21 protein-coding genes are annotated in these 18144 nt (G+C 44.8%); 1 reads left to right on the top strand and 20 read right to left on the bottom strand.

All coding sequences use genetic code 11. From position 1 onward, the window contains the following. Window positions 1-540: 540 nt before the first annotated feature. The 15 genes from ACNSPV_RS08350 to ACNSPV_RS08280 all read right to left on the bottom strand — a co-directional run bounded on the left by ACNSPV_RS08350 (window position 541) and on the right by ACNSPV_RS08280 (window position 10433). A complete protein-coding gene (locus ACNSPV_RS08350) occupies window positions 541-771 on the bottom strand; it encodes a DUF6718 family protein (RefSeq protein WP_348583731.1) in 231 nt (76 codons plus the stop codon). Then, the gene (locus tag ACNSPV_RS08345; RefSeq protein WP_348585210.1) at window positions 743-943 is read right to left on the bottom strand and encodes a hypothetical protein; all 201 of its coding nucleotides are present in this window, start codon (window positions 941-943) and stop codon (window positions 743-745) included. Before ACNSPV_RS08345 ends, ACNSPV_RS08350 begins: the two co-directional genes overlap by 29 nt. Continuing rightward, the gene (locus ACNSPV_RS08340; RefSeq protein ID WP_348583732.1) at window positions 930-1211 is read right to left on the bottom strand and encodes a helix-turn-helix transcriptional regulator; all 282 of its coding nucleotides are present in this window, start codon (window positions 1209-1211) and stop codon (window positions 930-932) included. The genes ACNSPV_RS08345 and ACNSPV_RS08340 overlap by 14 nt, the downstream gene beginning before the upstream one ends. Window positions 1212-1286: 75 nt before the next feature. Beyond that, the gene (locus ACNSPV_RS08335) at window positions 1287-1511 is read right to left on the bottom strand and encodes a hypothetical protein (RefSeq protein WP_348583733.1); all 225 of its coding nucleotides are present in this window, start codon (window positions 1509-1511) and stop codon (window positions 1287-1289) included. Next, window positions 1501-1836: a hypothetical protein gene (locus tag ACNSPV_RS08330; RefSeq protein WP_348583734.1), complete on the bottom strand. Its 336-nt coding sequence runs from the start codon at window positions 1834-1836 to the stop codon at window positions 1501-1503. Before ACNSPV_RS08330 ends, ACNSPV_RS08335 begins: the two co-directional genes overlap by 11 nt. 118 nt (window positions 1837-1954) lie before the next feature. After that, the gene (locus ACNSPV_RS08325; RefSeq protein WP_097777541.1) at window positions 1955-2215 is read right to left on the bottom strand and encodes a hypothetical protein; all 261 of its coding nucleotides are present in this window, start codon (window positions 2213-2215) and stop codon (window positions 1955-1957) included. Between the two features lie 17 nt (window positions 2216-2232). Then, window positions 2233-2745 (bottom strand): hypothetical protein, encoded by a 513-nt coding sequence (locus ACNSPV_RS08320; RefSeq protein WP_348583735.1) that lies wholly within the window; start codon window positions 2743-2745, stop codon window positions 2233-2235. Between the two features lie 64 nt (window positions 2746-2809). Beyond that, window positions 2810-4423 (bottom strand): recombinase family protein, encoded by a 1614-nt coding sequence (locus ACNSPV_RS08315; RefSeq protein ID WP_348583736.1) that lies wholly within the window; start codon window positions 4421-4423, stop codon window positions 2810-2812. Window positions 4424-4430: 7 nt separating this feature from the next. Further along, entirely contained in the window at window positions 4431-4814 is a 384-nt protein-coding gene (locus ACNSPV_RS08310) for a TnpV protein (RefSeq protein ID WP_348583737.1), read from the bottom strand. An 85-nt stretch (window positions 4815-4899) separates the two neighbouring features. Beyond that, on the bottom strand, window positions 4900-5178 hold the full coding sequence (locus ACNSPV_RS08305) for a glycosyltransferase (protein WP_348583738.1): 279 nt from the start codon (window positions 5176-5178) through the stop codon (window positions 4900-4902). Between the two features lie 56 nt (window positions 5179-5234). After that, window positions 5235-6266: a hypothetical protein gene (locus ACNSPV_RS08300; RefSeq protein WP_113998567.1), complete on the bottom strand. Its 1032-nt coding sequence runs from the start codon at window positions 6264-6266 to the stop codon at window positions 5235-5237. A 195-nt stretch (window positions 6267-6461) separates the two neighbouring features. Then, window positions 6462-6857: a hypothetical protein gene (locus ACNSPV_RS08295; RefSeq protein ID WP_118539017.1), complete on the bottom strand. Its 396-nt coding sequence runs from the start codon at window positions 6855-6857 to the stop codon at window positions 6462-6464. Window positions 6858-6908: 51 nt separating this feature from the next. After that, window positions 6909-7610, bottom strand: a complete 702-nt coding sequence (locus ACNSPV_RS08290) for a hypothetical protein (RefSeq protein WP_113998565.1) — start codon at window positions 7608-7610, stop codon at window positions 6909-6911. Beyond that, window positions 7607-9445, bottom strand: coding sequence for a recombinase family protein (locus ACNSPV_RS08285; protein WP_158538756.1), 1839 nt, complete (start codon window positions 9443-9445; stop codon window positions 7607-7609). Before ACNSPV_RS08285 ends, ACNSPV_RS08290 begins: the two co-directional genes overlap by 4 nt. A gap of 10 nt (window positions 9446-9455) precedes the next feature. Then, entirely contained in the window at window positions 9456-10433 is a 978-nt protein-coding gene (locus ACNSPV_RS08280; protein WP_118539013.1) for an AAA family ATPase, read from the bottom strand. Window positions 10434-10683: 250 nt separating this feature from the next. On the opposite strand from ACNSPV_RS08280, the gene ACNSPV_RS08275 reads away from it, so the two are divergent. Then, on the top strand, window positions 10684-11025 hold the full coding sequence (locus ACNSPV_RS08275; protein ID WP_113998562.1) for a helix-turn-helix domain-containing protein: 342 nt from the start codon (window positions 10684-10686) through the stop codon (window positions 11023-11025). A 197-nt stretch (window positions 11026-11222) separates the two neighbouring features. Here ACNSPV_RS08275 and ACNSPV_RS08270 read toward each other — a convergent pair whose 3' ends face one another. The 5 genes from ACNSPV_RS08270 to ACNSPV_RS08250 form a co-directional block, all read right to left on the bottom strand. Continuing rightward, window positions 11223-12818, bottom strand: coding sequence for a recombinase family protein (locus ACNSPV_RS08270; RefSeq protein ID WP_154252957.1), 1596 nt, complete (start codon window positions 12816-12818; stop codon window positions 11223-11225). Next, complete coding sequence (locus ACNSPV_RS08265) at window positions 12811-14502, bottom strand: recombinase family protein (RefSeq protein WP_348583739.1); 1692 nt, start codon at window positions 14500-14502, stop codon at window positions 12811-12813. The genes ACNSPV_RS08270 and ACNSPV_RS08265 overlap by 8 nt, the downstream gene beginning before the upstream one ends. After that, window positions 14486-16015, bottom strand: a complete 1530-nt coding sequence (locus ACNSPV_RS08260) for a recombinase family protein (RefSeq protein ID WP_113998559.1) — start codon at window positions 16013-16015, stop codon at window positions 14486-14488. The genes ACNSPV_RS08265 and ACNSPV_RS08260 overlap by 17 nt, the downstream gene beginning before the upstream one ends. Continuing rightward, window positions 16012-17661, bottom strand: a complete 1650-nt coding sequence (locus tag ACNSPV_RS08255) for a recombinase family protein (protein ID WP_308562983.1) — start codon at window positions 17659-17661, stop codon at window positions 16012-16014. Before ACNSPV_RS08255 ends, ACNSPV_RS08260 begins: the two co-directional genes overlap by 4 nt. Window positions 17662-17832: 171 nt before the next feature. After that, complete coding sequence (locus ACNSPV_RS08250) at window positions 17833-18111, bottom strand: DUF6870 family protein (protein WP_242699444.1); 279 nt, start codon at window positions 18109-18111, stop codon at window positions 17833-17835. Between the last annotated feature and the right edge of the window lie 33 nt (window positions 18112-18144).

The following is an 18144-nucleotide window of genomic DNA, read 5'->3' as shown; positions in this document are numbered from 1 at the left end:
GAGAACCTTTCATCTGTCGAACCATTATATAATAATTGTCTAAAGGTCTCATTGGCATTAGCCATCATAATAACTGCACGCGACGAAACAAATGTATTGTAAAAATGGCCTATACAGATCACCGCAACAATCTATACGCAGGCTTGCCTTCGTACCTCCTTATTCTGTTTTCTGCTCTATCAGCTTTCGCTGCGGTAGGTTAAGTATAGAGCGCAACCAGAAGCCATTAGCACCTGAAATCACGCTTGCTGTAACGCACCATGACAGGCAGAAACAGGTTGAGGTGAAAAGGTCAAGCCGCGTAAGCCCGCATGAAATCAGGCTTTTCTCTGGTTGTCCATATGCGGTTGTCAAGTAAGGAACAAAAATTTTTGTAAAAAAAGCCCTACAAGGCTTTCAATCGGTTCTTACACCAATTTGAGCCTTGTAGGGCTTATCTTCTTATTCATAATTCGGGGGCTTAACCTGACTACAGATGGTATTATTCCAGCACACACCAATCGCCTGAACTGAAATACACTGCTCCCACGTACAGCATTTTTATGGACGAAGACCCTTCACAAGAGTCTGAAATTCCTGTTCTGTATCCACAAAGTGGTAAGGCGCATACTCACCATACGCTGTTGGCCTGCTGATTGTTACAAGCTGTACTCCCTTATATCCAACCTCTTTGTTCAATTCTCTTTTTAATTCCACCAGATGCTTCCCATGCGTCGTTTTTAGAACAAAACAACCATGTGCATTACGATCTTTTGCTACTAAATAGCACATTATTCAGCACCTTCTTAAATTCATGTTCATTCCGAATCAATCCATTTTCATACTTTTCACGCATTATCTTCCCTGTTTCCACGGGATAATTCTTTTTATATTGCTCTTTTTTCGGCATCATGCCGTCATTTAAATTGATGTTTTCCCCTGTCACCAAATCATTTGCCTTCAATAGTTTTCAATTCTTCAAAGTAATAGTCACCATGATAGAATTTAGAAACATCCATATCAAGAGCTTCAATTACCCGACAGGCCAAGCCAAAAGAAGAAGTCAAAATATTTCTTTCCCCAGATTCCAGCCTTTGATATTGACGTAAAGTTATATTGGCTCGATCAGCAACCTCTTGTTGCGTCATCCTTAACATTTGTCGTCTTTCCGATAAGACAGCCGCTGCTGTTGGAATTATCGTTTGGAAACTATCTAAAATTCCACCACTCATAAGAATCGCCCCTTCCATTACGTCCATTTGGTCACATTGTACGACCAATCGGACGTAATGTCAAGTCAAATACTTTTAGAGGCTCAAGCCTATTTTCGATTGACATTCGTTCTCAAATTCATTTTCTTCGAGCGAAATAACAACCGCATTTTTCTCAGCATCATACCGTCCTTTAAACTGATGGTCTTTTCCTGCCGCCAGACCATTTGCTTCCAGCAACATCTGAATGAACTGTATTCCGTTAATCATCATCCGACACTGCCCATCGGTCAGCAGCCTGTCCGGGACCTTAAAGGACATGGGATGCTCCGCAGCACACGGCGTGATTGCAATAGACTTCCGATCTTTCCTCTGCAAAACGCAGATATTTCAGCAGAAAACAGAAATCACAGGTATTCGCTGCAAGGTAGGCCCTTGTCTGTGAAAAAATCAGATTGACGGCACCCTTTTTGCAATCTTTGAGCAGATGCACCATTTCCGGGCGTTTATAAATTTCCTTATTCCCTGTGATGTCAATATAAACACCAACCAGCTTTTTATCGCTATCAGTTTTAAACTTTTCAGCATAGTAGGAACTGTGATAGGCTACTGCTGCATCCTTAGAGCGTTGGAATTTAACATTCATCCGTATTAAAATCACAAAATAAAAAGGCCCGCATAAGCCGCAGACGCACCCTCGAATCATCTTGGGTGCTGTCTGTGGTTTATGCGAGCACTTATTATGTTAGCTTATTCTCTTACTATCAAGCAGGCATATTGTTGCTGCGTTCACTCCGCTTCATTCCCATAAAAGGAGGAACAGAAGCACGGCTCAGTCCTTTCTCATGGGCTTTCATCAGCTGGTACTCGTGCGTAGCCACTGCATCAATAAATTCACGCTGCTTCGGTGTTGCATGGTAATAATCTGTTTTAAAGCGTTTGCATACGCCAAATAAAACATTCAAATATTCCATTGTATCATTGCTCATAGGAGCAACCTGCAGCTCAAGTTCTTGATCTTTCATACTGAACCCTCCAATCTTTAAGATAAGTAGGTACTGAAAATTTCTTGTGCGCCTTCATCAGCCAGCATAAGCAGCTTTGGGCCTCCCGAATGTGGCTGAAAAATCGGAACTGCATGAAAATCTTTGATGTAGTGATCATACAGTTCATCTGTTTTTGCTTCAAAGGTTACAATACCACCATGTCCACTATCAATCGACAATTGAATACCATAAGCAATCATCATTCGACCAATGCCTGCGTATTTCCGCACTGTGCTAATTGTCGGATTACTCTCAGGATGCGCTTCAATATTAGCAATAAAAACAGATATTCCGTGATCATCTTCTCGATATGCACCCAATGCTACAATTTCGCCAGCATCTGTTTTCGCCGCATACTTTTCCAGCTTTGGATCGCGGATAAATTCACTCGTCCAATCAGATTGCCACTTTTCCTTTGTAGAGGTCAGGTCTTCGTTGGTTGCCGATTCAATATCGATTTCAATTTGTTTTCCGGTCGCATTTTCTACCACATAGTACTGGAGAACCATTTCCTCCACACTCCCTTCTATAGTTATTGTAGCATGAACTTTTCAAAAACGCAAATATCATTTCTCACTCTGCTTCGTAATTTTTCAATACATCTTCAAATGTAAAACGAATTTTCACGCTTTCATCGTTGAAAACTTCAATGCGGTCAATAAAGGTTTCCACCACATTCTGCGACAGGTGCATCACATCGCCAGCTTCTCCCACCGTATTCATCACGGCTTGCAAATTATCCGTATCCTTCTTCACAGGCTGGAAAATTTGATTTTTCTCGGTACGCAGCCTTTGAATCTGCTCCATCTTATCATCTTCCTGCACTCTGTAGGCATCTCTCTGCCGGATGAACTCTTCCTTACTCATATTCCCGTCGGCATACTGCTCATACAGTGCAACACGAAGTTTTACGAGCTCTGCCTTTTCTGCACTCAGCTTTTCTTCCTGCCGTTCCAGTGCGGAAAAGCAAATCAACGCTTTGCGTTCCCGTTCGTGCAGGATTTCCAGTACATGCTCCGCCTGCTTTATCTGCACTGTCAGTGCGTTTCGGACAATCTCTTCCAGCAATTCCTCAGAGATCGGGATTCGCTTGCAGGGACTGTCCACCGCTGTGGCTGAGAATCTGCAGTTAAACGAGGGGCCAAGCTTCTTGAGAACACGATATTTCATCAGTTTCTGGCAGTAGCCGCAGTAGACCTTGCCTTTCAAGGGATACTGGTGCTTTGTGTAGTTCCCGGCCTGGTGTTTTCCATGCTGCAGCATGATGACCATTTGTGCCTGTTCAAATTCCTCCGGGGTCACAATGGCGGCATGGCTGTCCTCAATACGTACCTGCTGTTCCAAAGGAGCGCGTAGCACCCGATGCTTACAGGGAACCGGCATAATGAATTTCGCGCCCACATAAGTTCCCTTATACTTCTCATTTTTCAGAACATGGTAAACCGTTCCACTTGTCCAATGGCTGCGCTGCAGATCCCATGCTTTCTGCTCACTGTACACATGGTTTTCCGCCACATGATACGCTGCCGGGGTCGGGATCTGCTTTTCATTCAGGATTTTTGCGATGGTGCCTGTTCTGTTGCCCTGCAATGCCAGTTCAAAAATCAACCGCACATATCGACTGGCTACCGGGTCGAGGATTAGCTTATGACAGTCGTTCGGGTCCGACAGGAATCCAAACGGGCGGTATCCTTCGAGATACATTCCTTTTTTCTGCATCACATGGTCTGCTGCCGCGATTTTGGCAGAAAGATCCCGGCTGTAGGATGCGTTGATGATGTTCTTAATGGCTACTTCCAGTCCGCGTACATCGTTCCCGGCCTGCATTCCACTGTCATACCCATCGCTGACAGAGATGAATCGAACGCCCAGCAATGGAAAAATGCGCTCCATATAATCGCCTGCTTCGATATAATCGCGGGCAAACCGGGAAAAGTCCTTTACGATAATTGTTTTCACCTTGCCATCCTGCGCGTCCTGAATCAGCCGCTGGAACGCCGGGCGGCTCGTGGAGGTGCCGGAGTAGCCATCGTCCACATACTCCTGACGCGGCTCTGCAGCCAGTTCCGGGCGAGCCACGATATACCCCTCTACCAGTCCGCGCTGGCCCTGAATGCTGTTGCTCTCGGCCTTATCAGCACCCACATCCTCGTCTGCAAGTGAAAGCCGGTAATAGGTTCCGATCATCTGCTGCTCACCGCCTTTCAAACGTGTAGATCAATTCTGCCTTTACGATTTCCTCTGCACGATTTTCCAGATTTCTCATGTGGCTCACCCACTCCATCTGATTTTCTTCTTTCAGTTTTTCTGAAATGCTCTCCCGCTGGCTCATCTGCTCGATCAAAACCTCATATCGCTCTGCTGCCTGTTCTTCCACGTCTGCCAAAACAGCGTCCAGCTTTCCATTCAGCAGCAGGCTCTGATAATAGGCTGGTTTTCGCAGTTTCAGGTACGCCTTGTGCAGCATCCCCCAGCGGCCAATCGGACGGGTCCGTGGCAATTTCAAGGCTGGCAGATAATAATCACCCACCAAAACATATTCCATTCCTGTCTGGGCATCATAGATTTTCTCTTTCATCGTCTGTTCTCCTCGTTAAAACACAAATTCCGTGTAAGTATTTTTCTTGTGATCCACTTCAATTTTCTTTACATACTGCTGCAGATTATCTGCTGTTAGAACCAAGTCCTGATTGCCATTTCTCGCGCTGCCAATCAATGCCATGGACGGTAACAACAACTCTTTTCCCAAACATCTTCGGCAGCCATGCAAAGAACGCTGGCCCTTCGGCGTGGATGTGCACCACATCGTATTTTCCAAATGCACTATAAAGTGCCGCAAATGCGGAGGAGCTGACTGCAGCAAGTCCCCCTGATGTCAAGATAGGGACAAAAAAATTCTCAAAAAAAGCAAAAAAATAAGCCCCACAAGGCTTTTCTGACAATTCTTTGAATCATCAGGGCCTTGTAGGGCTATCCGTTATCTTATGCTATTTTATTTTCACACTGCCTGTAATGGGGTGTTCTCCATTGTTTCCTTAAACTGCTCAACTGTCATCTTTGCTTTTGCCGCAGCACGCTCCAGCGGTAAATCACCCTCTCGAACAAGCTGAACCAGCATCCGAATCTCGCCAATTCCGATGCCTTCGATTCTGCCTTCCTGACGGCCTTCTTCACGGCCTTCGGCTCTTACGCCTTGACTAAGATTGCACACTTCAAGCACCTCTCTTTCCAGTTCTTCGCTCATTGCAACGCCAAACTCTTCTTCCAGAATCTTCTTTTTCTCCGAACCTGATCTTGTGGAAGATAACAGCACTTCCATAAATTTCAGGATTCCCTTATGATTCTCCGTCCCTGGCTTGCCTAAACAAATCATTACGACACTCATCAAATCGTAGTTTTCGGTTTCTTCCTGCGCTTCTCCAATCAACTGTTCGGGTTTGATGGAGTACCGGGTAAGCGTATTTTCAAAACCATCTGACGGCTGAGTACAAATCCAGATGGAGTAGACCTTACGAATCTTCCCATATTCAGATTTTGTAAAAATCGGACCGTGCTGTGCAGAAATCATTCTGCTACAATAATAGATTGCCCGTTTCGTCAATGGGTATCCCGGCTTGAATTTTGTCTGTGCTTCCACATTGATAATCAGACGAATGACTTCTTCCTGCTCTGCACTGTCCGCAGATTTCGGTGCGATTGCGTCAAAGCGAACATCGTAGAACAATGTTCCCTCGGTCAGCGTAGAGTCCTCGTTGTTACTACCCTTGATTACATCTGTTGACTTTTTGGGTCTGTTCGTATCATCGACATGAACACCAACAGAGCCAACCTCCGGGGTTCCCTCGATGTATTTCTCAACAATATCATCTACGGTGCAATCGCTGTATTCATTCACACAGCCTTTCATGATCTGTGCCAGAATCTGTTTGTTTGCCAACAGCTTTTTCGCTGTTCTGTCATACCTCGAATCATACTCTGTCTGATCTATCGTGTGGGCAAGCTGATTTTCCACCGTGCCTTGTTTTTCCATCGGCATTCACTTCCTCGCAGTAGATTCAACAAGAGCGTAAACTCTCCTATCGTACTTCCATCTTACCATAATTCACCGCCCATATCAAGCAACCAACTGTAAACTTTCCTTGCACGGAGTTGTCCATATTATTGCATTCTTCGCCACTGTTATATCATAGGCAACTAATTATTTCAGAACCCACTAATGTGAGATTCACATTTCAGTCAGTACTCTCCCGTTTTCTATCTGCATCGCATCCGTTATCTTAAACGAAACAAGTCGCTGCTGTGGAAAAGCTCTTCCGATCAGCCGATAGGACATTTTCTTGTCCCACCCAGAATCCCCGTAAATCATGCGAACCAATGCCATACACTTGATTTCGCCGCTATTAGATTCGTCTGGTTTTCCCACACGATGCGCTCCTGATTCTTCTGCTCCACACGCCTGTACAGCTATCTGTTTCATTTTACGATTATACAGAAACCGATAGTGTGACGGCCATTCTAACGCTTCCAGCGTTTTTCTGAAGACCGTGATTCGTCCCTCTTCCTCGCAGAAACTCATGCCAAGTCCTGCCTGTTGCTCCGTTTTCTGTTCTGTTTTTTGCATATTGCTCACCTCCCACAAATGGACAGACCCTCCCCTTGTACAACCTGTCAATTAGTCCTTTCCAGCTTCAGGAGCAATCTTTCCTGTCAGAATCCCCATTGACACATACCCATCCATTTGCTTGACTTCAGATTCTTTCCGGTGTTCTTCCACAGGCACACCAAAAGTTCCCACAATATCATCCAGGTAAAATCCCTTTCGGCTGTTCACAGGTTTTGTTGACGCAGCATTATCCTGCGAATCGACTGCGTTCTTTTTTCTCTGTCCTTCATGAAAAATTTCTGGCACAAGCAGATCAAAAACATACAGAGTTTCACCCTCAAAGGTAATCCTGTACCCCAGCATTTTATATCGGCACTCGCTGTCCCATCCCATTTTCTGATAAACTAAAGTCGCAAATGGCTTGCAGGACATCTTCCGGCTTTTGCGCTTATCCGGTTTTGCCACGCACCAACGCAGAGCGTCCTTGTCATTTTCATCACACCCACGAACAACGATACGCTTCAAATCATTGTTGAACATGACATGAACGTAGACCACATCCTCCAGCCCTGTGATACAGGCTGTATTGAATGTGATACTATCTTTACGAATCACGATTGCCGGGTCACGCAGATGGGCAAACAATTCCTTTCGCACGACCTGGTAGCCATCATACGAAAAGGCACTTTCCAGTTCTTCCGCCCGTGCGTCTCTATCATCCTGCACAATCTGCTTCTCTGGCGGCATGATTGTTGTGTTTTCTTCATTCATCTATAATCAGTCCATCCTTCCATTATCTTCTCCGCTTCACGGAGCAACTCATTTAGACTTTCTGCCGTAAATATGTTCATTTCCTCTATCTCCGTCGCAGGACGAAATACATCCCAGTTTCCGGCATAATGCTCCTGCCGTAAGATACCCACCTGTGCTATACTTGTAATCGGCTGTCCAAATGTTCCAGCCCACTCTGGTGGAAAAATGTAAATCTTCTTTTTGACCGTTTCGCCCTCATCTTCTTCGGTGTTTTCCTTTGGAGGCAGAACGATTTCTTCCACCTTAATCATTTCAGGCTCATCAAATGCGAACAGCATCATTTTGTTATCGCCCTGCTCCAAAAACTGGCCACGGAACCGATAACGCAAATCCTCATCCCATTCCATAATGTCAAATAAAGTCTTTGCAAGTCCACGACAGCCCAAAGTGCTTGCACACCAACGTCCCTCTTTCAGTCTGCCCCAACGGATCGCGTTTGGATTATTCTTGTCACAGGGGCGAATGGCAATGCAGCGTTCAACAGAATTTAGCAGCAGCTCCACATATTCAACATTTTCAAACTTTTTCAAGCAAGCGGTGTTAAAGCGCAATCGTCCATTAGAAATCGTCATAGCCGGATTCTGCATAGTAGAAAAATACTGTACCCTGACTATTTCATAGCCCGTCAGATCAAGACGCTTTTTCACATCCGCAGTAACAGTGACATCCGGTTCTTTCATCACGCTTTCAGAGGCTTCCCTGTATTCTTCTGCCGAAAAACCTGTCCAATCCTTATCAAAAGGCACATATCCTCGCAAAATCCCATCTTCAACCACGCTCAACACGGGCAAGGGTCTGTTTTTCTTTGAATAATTGCGGGATGCCCGCAGATGATTGGCTGCATTAAAAACTTCTCTGGAAACAATGGCTTCATGGTGATTCTTCTGCCTGTACTGTGTCCGATCATTGTTGTTTTTCTTTGATTTATGCGTCAAAAAGTTCGGTGTAAAGGTCTTTCTTGCCAGTACATCACCACAATGGCGCTCATTTGCCAGAACACCTGCAAGTGTACCGGGATTCCACTCCACACGTCCCAACTTCGTCTTACGGCTATACTCCATCAAAAGAGTTGCAATCTCCGTAAGCGAATATCCATTCAGGTACAGGTAGTAAATCACCTTTACCGTCTGTGCTTCCTCCGGGTTAATTACAAGGTTGCCTTCCTCGTCTTTATCGTATCCAAGCAATGCAGGGGTCAGGAACAGGCCACGGCTGAACCGCCGATCAATCGACCAGTTCATAATGATAGATTTGGAATGCGATTCTTCCTCTGCCACAGATGCCAGAATCGTCAGAATCATGCGTCCATTGCTGTCCAGCGTATAGATATTATCTGCTTCAAATTTCACACCCACAGGCGGATTCAGATTTTTCAGAAGTTCAATCACAGAAAGGCAGTCAACGATATTTCGAGCAAAACGGGCAATGGATTTTGTAAGAACAAGGTCAATCTTGCCTGCCTTGCAGTCCTCAATCAACTGCTGCATCCCTTTTCGGTGTTCCAGAGATGTGCCGCTGATGCCCTCATCCGCATAGATTCCAACAAATACCCATCCCGGCTGTGCCTGAATATAATCCGTATAATAGTTTTTCTGAAGTTCATACGAAGAAGTCTGTTCATCATTATCCGTGGAAACACGGATATATGCTGCCACACGCCGAATCACAGAACTTGTTTCCAAATCCTCTATGATTTTGGCGGGAATGACTTCCAATTCCGATATATCTACGCCCTTATAGCGGTCTCTGATTTTTTGCTTACGGTCTACTGCTTCTACTTCACCGGTAATCATGTGCTTTTCCTCATTCTCCCGTATGGATGCTCCAATACCACTGTCGCATCTTCCGATAACTTCGGATACCGAGTTCTTTCTTCGTATTTTCTGCGGTTCTGCGGCTGATTCCTTCATCTTTCATCCGCATATAGATTTCTCTTGCTCTCATATCGCCATCAGAAAGCAACTTTTTTATCAGATATGCTGCCTTTTCTGTTTTTGACTCAAATTCCGGCACTTTCGGTTGTTCCGATGAAACGAATGTGCTCTTGCACTCCAACCATTGAAAACCCATCTCCGCTGTTATAGAAAACCGAATTTCTCCATCAGACGGAGCCAAACTGTTTTTTATCTGCCGAACAATACGAATATCTGTATCTTTCTGGTCACGCTCCACCTGCAAAACACTTCGCGCAGCAGCAACCACATCTATGCTGCCAAGGCTTCGGTACAAACCTTTCGTTCCCTCTTTCTTATTGAGATGACCAATCAGCACAATGGCACAATCATATACTGAAGCCCACATTCCGAGACGCTGCATCAGTTTTCTGGCTCTCCCTGCAATCTGGAGGTCAGAATCACTTCCTAAATACGCCTGAATCGGGTCTATAACTACAAGCCGTGGGCGAAATTCAATGATTGCCTGACGGATACGCTCATCATCCAGTGTTAGACCACTGTATGTTTCTTCATTGATAAAAGCTACTTTTCTACAATCTGCGCCACATCTTTCCAGTCTGGGTTTAATGGTATCTGATACTCCATCTTCCGAACACTGGTAGATAACCCTCTGCGGCGTCCCAACAGGCTTTCCATCCGGTGTTTTCCCACCCTTAGAAAGTTCCGCAATCAGATTCATCATCATGGTTGACTTTCCATCGCCGGGATCGCCTTGTAGCAATGTTATCTTTCCCACTGCAATGAATGGATACCACAACCAGTGAACAGAAGTTGCCTGCACATCACTATATAATGTAAGAATTCTTTTTTCTACCTTGTCCGCCATCGTCTTTCCTTCCTATTTGCAGTCTTTTCCTACCTCTATTATAAAGCATTCGTTGCGTTTTGACTGCTACCCATCAGGTAGCATGAGTTGCCTTTTGCTACCCAGTAGGTAGCAAAACAGCCTAAGACCACAGAGCAGCTAGCAGTGTGTCCCTTTGCGGTCTTAGAACCTTTGATATAGAGTTGCTCTGCCTACCATCATGCGAGATAATTGTACTGCCTTATGCGGGGAATCATAAGGAGAAAAGCACATGGCTACTGATTATAAAGCTTTGGGCAAGCGCATTTCAAATGCCCGAAAACAAGCTGGTATCACGCAAGAGGCCCTTGGAGAGCAGCTTAACATGACACGAAAACATATTAGCGTAATCGAATCCGCTATCAAACGCCCAAGTCTTGATGCACTGGTTGATATTGCCAATGCTCTTGACGTATCGACTGATGATTTGCTGGTAGATAGTTTGATGCACTCGACTTCAACCTCAAATTCCGAAATTCACCGTCTTCTCTTGGACTGCAATGAAATCGAACAGGAAATTCTCACTCGGATGGTAAGAGAGATGAAAGCCATACTGTACGGTTTGGGAATCTGATTTTGTAGCCCGCTGATCATATAACAAAAAAGCCCGCATAAGACACAGCTGCACTTCGGATTACACCGGGGTGCTGTCTGTGGCTTATGCGGTCAAAGTCATTCCTACGGAATGAAATGCCCGCCTGATCGAGAAGATTTACGAATCCTCTCAACCAGACGGGCATTCTTTTTGCTCACCTTGCTGTTTCTATGCAGTTATGCGCCATACTTTTCCAATGCTCTCCGAATCACATCCTCACAGTTAAACTCAACTTTCATCGTCTGATCGTCATACAGATAAACCATGCTGACAAAAGCATCTACACATTCCTTGGTCAGACCGCCTATGTATGTTTTTTGACTTGCCTGCTTTGTCAGGTTGCGGATTTCTTCATCCAGTTCATCGGCACACTCCTGTTCTTCCTTTTCTGTCCGTATGCTATCCTGCAATGCAGCCAGTTTTTCCGAAAGGGTCTTTTTCTTTTCTATGTACACATCTCGCCGTAGCACACCGTCTGCATACGATTCATATAGTTTGATTTGCTCTACCCGAATGGCTTCTGCTTGCTTTTCCAAGTCCTCAATGTCCACGCAGCGCACCGTGATAGACTGCTTTTCCTGCATTCCCTGATTTACCACATCCAGCGCATAGAATACTGTTTTTATCGCACGAGCCACTTTTGCATTCACCGAATATTCTCTGTAATAGCCGCCGTAGCATTTAGAGAACTTTCCGGCTGACCGTTTATAGCCGCAATAGAAAACCATTTCCCCATATTGCCTTTCGTGGCGAAGCTGCCGATTACAGTTTCCGCAGCAGATTTTTCCTTTTAACGCAAAATCATCATCCACCTTATATTGAATTGGAGTTACGTTACGGATTGCTTTCTGTGCCTGGTAGTATTCATCTTTTGTCACGATGGCCTCATGAGCGTTTTCTGCGATGATCCACTTATCCTCCGGGAGCGTCCGAACAGAGGTAGTATTCACATCAATTTTCTTTCTTCTCCCCATAACCAACGCACCAGTGTATTCATACCGTCTAAGGATTCTCCACACGATTGCCGCGTTCCATAACATTTCACTGTCCGGGGCAATAATAGGATTGCTGCCCATCAGCAGATTCTTTCGTTTCGCATACAATCCCGGCGTAGGAAGATTTAATTCGTTCATGCCGTAGGCGATCTGCGTTGTATTGCGGCCGGACAATGCTAATTCAAATACTTTTTTCACGCAGGGTGCTGCCTCCGGGTCAATCTCCCACCGCTGCCCACCTTTCTTGTTCCACACATATCCAAAAGGGACATTCGTGCAGGTGGCTTTCCCGTTCTTCCAGTTCGTTTCCAGAGCAGCCCGAATCTTTTTCGCAATATCCCGGCTATACATATTATTCACCAGATTGCTGACCGCCACTTCGATTCCCGGTGTTCCGTTGTTCAGTTTCATGCTGTCAAAGGAATTATTCACAGCAATAAACCGAACTCCCATCAACGGAAAAATCTGTTCAATGTAATCGCCAACACCGATATAGTCACGACCAAGGCGGGATAAATCCTTTACCATGATGACTTTTATATCGCCCTGCTTCAAATCCACGATCATTTTCTGAAAAGCCGGACGATTAAAATTTGTTCCAGTATAGCCATCATCTACATATTCTACAATCTCGCCAAACAAATCTTCCTGCTTCCCAATGTAATCGTGGAGCAGCATCCGTTGGTTCTCAATGCTGTTACTTTCATCCTTGCTGCCTTTTTTCAAATCTCCGTCTGCCAATGATAAGCGGAGATAGATTGCAATTTTATCATTCATTCTGAACCTCCGACATGATTGCAAGCACTTCCTGATAGGGGTCGCCACACTTAAATTCGACCTCCACAGAATTGTCCATTCCTACATAGATTCTCTTGATAAGTTCATGCACCAGTTCTTCATCAAATTCATTTTGATTCAGAATCCCGCGCATCCGCTCCATCTGCGCATCGCAGATTTTGATTCTTTTTTCCAGTTCCAATGCACGTTGACGCTGCTTTTGCAGTTCATGTTCCAACCGCTGCTTTTCTGCTATGTAGTGTTCCTTTAGCTGACTGTATTCATCTTCGTCCAGAATTTCAGCTTTATAGTCCTCATATAAGCGCAACCGCCGTTCTTCAGCTTCCTGAATCCGAAACAGGATAGAGTTTTCTTTCATTTTGATGGAACGAGCCGAATCCAGATTGCTGCTGCGCATCATGTCTTTTACCAGCTTTTCTTCTTCACACATGGTAGACACCAGATGATGAATCTGATCCATCGCCACCATCATCAGCATTTTCTCCGGCACCGCATGATAGGCGCAGGGAGTCGTGTTCTTCTTTCTTTTGCAAATGAACACTCCATAGTGCGTTTCTTTCACCGTACCATGCACTCTCCGTTCAAACGTCATGTTGCGTCTGCAACAGCCACAGTAAACCATTCCTGAGAGATGGTTATAACACTTTTCTCTGGTTGCCTTGGAACGAGCCATCGCCATTTCCCGTTTTTCCTTATTCTGTTCCCGCCGTGCCTGCACTTTTTCAAAATCCGATTTCAGAATGATTGCTTCATGCGCGTTTTCAACAATATGCCATTCCTTCTTTTCCACTGGATGGAGGCCAATCCCTTTGTATGATGCAGTTTGCGTTTTTCCAGATACCAGTTCTCCAATATAGGCACTGCTGTTTAAAATACGAAGAACCGTACTGGGGTGCCATTTATTATAGGTAGGGTCATCTCCCTCATGTAATTTGCGATTCAGCCGTTCGTTCGGCCTTGCTACTTCTAAAAATTCCAACCTGCGGGCAATTTCGTTTGTACTCACTCCTGCAAGATACCATTGATAGATCAGTTTGACCCACTTCGCATCCTCAGTCGCTTCAAGCTTATTTCCCTGTTGGTTCAACTGATAGCCATACGGTGTACACCACGATGTAGGGATTCCCTTCTCGCGGCGCATCTGGTAACTAAGGCTGATTTTCTTTGAAATGTCCTTCGCGTACAAGCTGTTTACCATGTTCTTGATGGGAACCGCAAGACTATCCACATCCGACTGCCGGATGTTGTCAAAATCATCGTTGATGGCGATAAAACGAACATGGAGCATCGGGAAAATAGTTTCCAGATAGCTTCCCGTTTCGATATAGTCACGACCAAATCGAGATAAGTCCTTCACTACGATGCACTGAATTTTGCCTGTCCGTATATCCTGCATCATACGCTCAAATTCTGGTCGGTCAAAACGTGTTCCCGTAAAACCATTGTCTGCATAGGTATCGGTCAGCGTCAGTTCCGGGTTTTCCCTGATATAATTATGAATTTGCAAAATCTGTGTGTGCAGGGAATCTTCTGTTTCATGCCCGCCGTTCTCAACCGACAGCCGCGCATACGCTGCCGTGCGCAGAAGTTCTTTTTCGTTTTGCTGTACGGCCTCCTGCACAGCAGCCTGCGGCATCATATTCTTTCTACTCTTTCTTGCCATTACAATCTTCCTCTCCGTTGTTCAGCCATTCTTCCGGGAAGAATCTCTTCCACTCACTTTCTTGTAGGATCACTTCTACCTGTTCAAAATCTACGATCCATACATGGTCAAGCCATTCTTTAAGATGTGTGCGCTCCAATTTTTCAGGAATTGAAATCGCTCGGAACTTCATCAACCAGGGATTTCCATGGCTAAATGCTTTTTCTATGTCATTAACAGCCAGCATTACTTTTTTAAAAGCCGCTTCCTGCTTCTGGACCGCCACCTGATACTGATGTTCATACTCCTCTACCTGTTCTAGTAAAATTGATCCCTGCTCGTATTGCCGATAAACTGCTGTTCGTTCATCGTCCTTGGCCATCAAGTGCGCAACGATCTCATTTGCTCTTTTTCTGTACTGCAACAGTCCAGCATCCATGCACTGCTTGACTTTCTCAGGATTCAAGTCCAGCACCCTATCAATATGCGCAGCTTGCATTTTTTCTTTTTCCAAAGCTGAAAGAATCTCTCGAAAGATTTTCTCGCTTTCGATGAAAGGGGCTTTTCCAGAGAAGCATCTATACCCCTTGTCAAACGAATAGATTTGCTGGCTTTCATCTTCTGATGTTCTGCACAGCAGACCTTTTCCACTTTCCTTGTCATAGATTTTTTTGAAGAGCAGATTTGGTTTTTTTCGAGCCTTTTTTCTCGAAGGCAACCTCGTAGATTCCAACTTTTTCTGAGCTTTCTGAAATTCCGTCTTTGAAACAATCGCCGGAACCTCCAATTCTCGCTTTGCCTTTGCCAGTGTCAGCGTACACTTTCCGATATAGAGTGGATTTTTCAAAATCGAGCGAATTGTTGAATCCTGCCACTTATTTTTTGTTCTTGATCTTTTTTTCTTTGCCATCTGGACTTGCGGTGTTTGAACGCCCTGTACATCCAATGCTCTTGCGATTTCCGGGATTTTCATATCTTCCAGATACATCTGAAAAATCAGCTTTACAACCTGTGCGCTTTCAGGATTAAGAACAAGGCTTCTGCGATCTTCCGACAGCGCATAACCATATTTAGCCTGTCGATGGGTCAATGTACCTTCTTCAAAGTGATTCTGGCGATTGGTAATAAATTCCGAACGAATCTTATCAATGGTCTTTCCATTGAAATACTCTGCAACCTCTTCGGCAGTTTTGTCTATGCTGCAAAAGTCATCTTCCACAACTGCAAATTGGATACCAAGCGGATAGAACGTCCTCTGCAGTGCTTCAATGGCAAACGGAAGGGTTCTTCCACAGCGGAAGATAGAATCCACAACAACTGCATCAAATTTCCGAGCCATCCCATCCTGTACCAATTTGTCAAAGCCCTCCGTGGCTTCTGCTGTTCTCCTGCGGTCACTGTATTTTTCGGATACGCTGCACCCGCACTTTTTTAGATACCGTGCAATGCGCTCATTCTGTTCCGCAATCGTATTGGATGGATTTTCTTCTCCGATCCTGCTGGAAATCGACCTTGTATAACTGACCCATTTCATTCCTCTGCCACCTCATTTCCATGATGTGCTTGATATTCCATAAATTTTTCTGTGATACTGTGCAGTTCATCCTCGAAGCAGAAATGAATTTCAATCTCTGTTTTGCTATGAACATCTATGTGGTCGATCAGTTCCACCACGACCCTGCGTTCGAGCGTTTTGATATGTTCGTACTGCTTAAATTCTTCCAACCAAGTAGGAAGCAGTGTGTCGTGCTTTAATGCCTCCTGCTTCTTTTCGCGGATTTCCTGAATCTTATCCTGTGCCTCTTTTATCTTCTGCGCAAAACGAGTATTCATTTCTCCGTACTCTTCCCGACTGACAACATCATCGCATAAGTCCTGATACAGACGGATTTTTAAATTACTGTACCGTTCTAATTCAGCTTCCAGTGCAGTGATCTGGCTGTCCAGAATCTTTATGCCAATCTGTTCGCCGCTTGCCAACTCTGCATTGGAGAGTACCTTTTCCGCTTCTACAAGAAGTGTCACTTGATGCCGGATCGCAGCCAGAACACTTTCCGTCAACTTCTCACTGTTTATCATGTGCGGTGTGCAGCCGCCGCCATTCTTATAGGTAGAGCAGTGATAGTATTGATACTTCTTCCCGTTTTTCGTCACCGTGCGGCGAATCATATTCTGCCCGCAGTCTGCACAGCGCAGAAAACCTGATAATGGATAAACTGTTGTCTGCGATGGTGCGGTACGAGTGTCCAGTTCCAACAACTGTTGTACTTGCTGGAACTCGCCTTTGCTGATAATGGCATCATGCGCATCTTCCACCCGAATCCAGTTTTCACTTCCAACATCATGGCTCTTTTTTACTTTGTAATTGATTTTCCTGCGTTTACCCTGAATCAATGTTCCCGTATAGGATTCATTTTTCAAAATACGATTGACGGAAACCACTGTCCACTTCTGATTCAGCCCAGCCTGAAAACCGCAGGTATAGTTGAATCCATTGGCTCTCTTATACTCGTTTGGCGGCAGGACACCCAGTTCGTTCAAGTGACTGGCAATGCGCTGTGAACTCATTCCGTTCAATTTCTGCTTGAATATTTCCTGCACAATGCCCGCAGCGTATTCATCTATAATCAGATGATTCTTGTCTTTCGGGTCTTTCTGATACCCGTATCCTGCAAAGCTGCCAATGAACTGACCTTCTTTCCGTTTCACATCCAAGTGACTTCTGACACGCATCGAAATGTCACGGCAATAGGTATCGTTGATAAGATTGTTGAACGGAATCAGGATACGTCCCTTATCATCGTTTTCTTCCGCACTGTCATAATGATCGTTGATGGCGATGAACCGGACTCCCATAAATGGAAAGATTCTTTCCAGATAACGTCCTGTTTCAATGTAGTTTCTGCCGAATCGTGATAAGTCCTTGACGATAATACAGTTGATTTTCCGATTCTCAATGTCCTGTATCATCCGTTTGAAATCCGGGCGTTCAAAATTCGTACCACTGTATCCATCGTCTACATACTCATCGACCTTATGCAGTTCCGGGTGCTTTCCCAGATAATCATTCAGTAAAGCTCTTTGATTTTTGATGCTGTTGCTTTCCTGCTGATCGCCGTCCGAACGTGACAATCGAAGATACACAGCACAGCGATATTGTCCATTTTCCTGAAAAAACATAAAAAGCCGATAACCTCCTTAATCTATTTGTCGTTCTGACAATAAACCAAGAAAATTATCGGCTTTAGTTAGCATATTCTGTTTTGACCCAAAGCCATTATCTCATATTTCGCGGTCCATGTCAACGCTTTAATGTGCTAAAGTGTAAATTTTCTTCTGCTTTCTTCTTTTTTATCTCCGATGCGTCCGTGCGCATTTTTTCAGTGTGTCCTCTAATCGGTTCTCTCCCGCAAAGCTGATCTTCACTACCATGCCCTTGTCGAGATAGCAATAAGGGTTCTTGATCTGCGAAATGAAATCGACCATCCGCTCCCGCTGCGACAAGTCTTTTCTAATTTCCACTTCGTTGATGTCTACCAGTTCCTTGCGGTTCACATTACGGAGATCGGTCTGTGCCATCTGGCGCAGGCTTTCCATGGTGTGATAGGTTCGTGCAGTTGTTTCGGTCATTCACTCATTCCTTTCTGTTTTTGGGGTGGTGTG

Source organism: Faecalibacterium sp. 3 (assembly GCF_048323735.1).
GTDB lineage: Bacteria > Bacillota > Clostridia > Oscillospirales > Ruminococcaceae > Faecalibacterium > Faecalibacterium wellingii.
The sequence above is the reverse complement of the archived record's forward strand: the minus strand, read 5'-3'. Positions and strand labels throughout refer to the sequence as shown.